This window comes from Acinetobacter endophylla (assembly GCF_053543775.1).
Map to the genome: position 1 here is coordinate 1 of NZ_JBLVOM010000094.1, position 1,268 is coordinate 1,268.

General features: G+C 44.6%; 2 protein-coding genes. Both read left to right on the forward strand.

What is annotated here, in order from left to right:
* Nucleotides 1-537 (forward strand): efflux RND transporter periplasmic adaptor subunit (locus ACNPNW_RS05400; protein ID WP_448766661.1); only part of this gene is annotated, 537 nt, incomplete at its 5' end.
* Nucleotides 527-1,268, forward strand: a 742-nt coding sequence (locus ACNPNW_RS05405; RefSeq protein WP_180161025.1) for an efflux RND transporter permease subunit, incomplete at its 3' end; no start/stop codon positions are given. The genes ACNPNW_RS05400 and ACNPNW_RS05405, both read left to right, overlap by 11 nt.

The following is a 1,268-nucleotide window of genomic DNA, read 5'->3' on the forward strand; positions in this document are numbered from 1 at the left end:
GAAAATGTGCAACTGGCTAATCAGCTCTTTGTCATTGAACAGCTGAAAGATTTATGGCTTGAGTTTAATTTGCCGAATCAATTCTCAGGTCAACTGCAAGCCGGGCAAAAAATTGACTTTAAAGTGAATGATTCAGATCAAATCTATAAAGCTACTGTACAAAGCTTAACCTCTCAGGCAGATGTACAAACAGGGCGTCTGGTGGTGCGCGCAAAACTCGATGCGCAAGCTACTGAGTTGCGTTCTAATGTGTTAGTGAGAGTGTTGATTCCGGAAGCTACAGCAAAATCAGCCCTTCGGATTCAAAAGTCTGCGCTGCAAAGTATTGAAGGTGAAGACAGTATTTTCATCGTAGATTCAGAACAAAAAGGTCAAGTCCACTTAAAAGCACAGAAAGTGCAATTGGGGCAGGCTTCAAGTGATGGACAATGGCTTGAAGTGATTTCTGGGCTGACTGAAGGGCAGAAGTATATCGCTCAAGGCAGTTTCTTGTTGAAATCTGAATTAGAAAAAGACGAGGCAGGCCATGAACATTAATTCTGATCTGCCAAAACCAGAAGGTTTATTCGAACGAATCATTCAGTTTTCCATACAAAATGCGATTTGGGTGTTGCTCTTTGTCTGTACCTGGATTGCGGTCGGGGTGTATAGCTATCAGAAACTCCCGATTGATGCTGTACCCGATATTACCAATACCCAAGTCCAGATTAATACTCAAGCCAAGGGTTTTACTGCGCTTGAAGTCGAACAGCGGATTACCTATCCCATTGAAAATGCCATGGCTGGCATTCCGGATCTGGAGCTTACCCGTTCCATATCCCGTTATGGACTCTCTCAAGTCACCATTGTCTTTAAAGATGGGACTGATATTTATTGGGCCCGTCAGCAGATTAACCAACGGATACAGGAGGCGCAATCTGAGTTGCCTGCACAAATCGCACCGACGATGTCCCCCGTTTCTACGGGTCTCGGTGAGATTTATCAATGGGTACTGAAGGCAGATCCGAATGCGAAAAAGCCGGATGGAACTGCATACACGCCGATGGATTTGCGTGAGATTCAGGACTGGATTGTGCGTCCTCAACTGCAACGTGTTAAGGGAGTTGCAGAGGTCAACAGTATTGGTGGTTTTGAAAAAACCTATGTGGTCTCTCCCGATTTAAACCGGATGCAGCAACTGAATATCTCATTAGAACAACTGCAACAGGCTTTAGCGCAAAATAATGAGAACCGAGGTGCAGGTTATATTGAAGACAATGGTCAGCAAC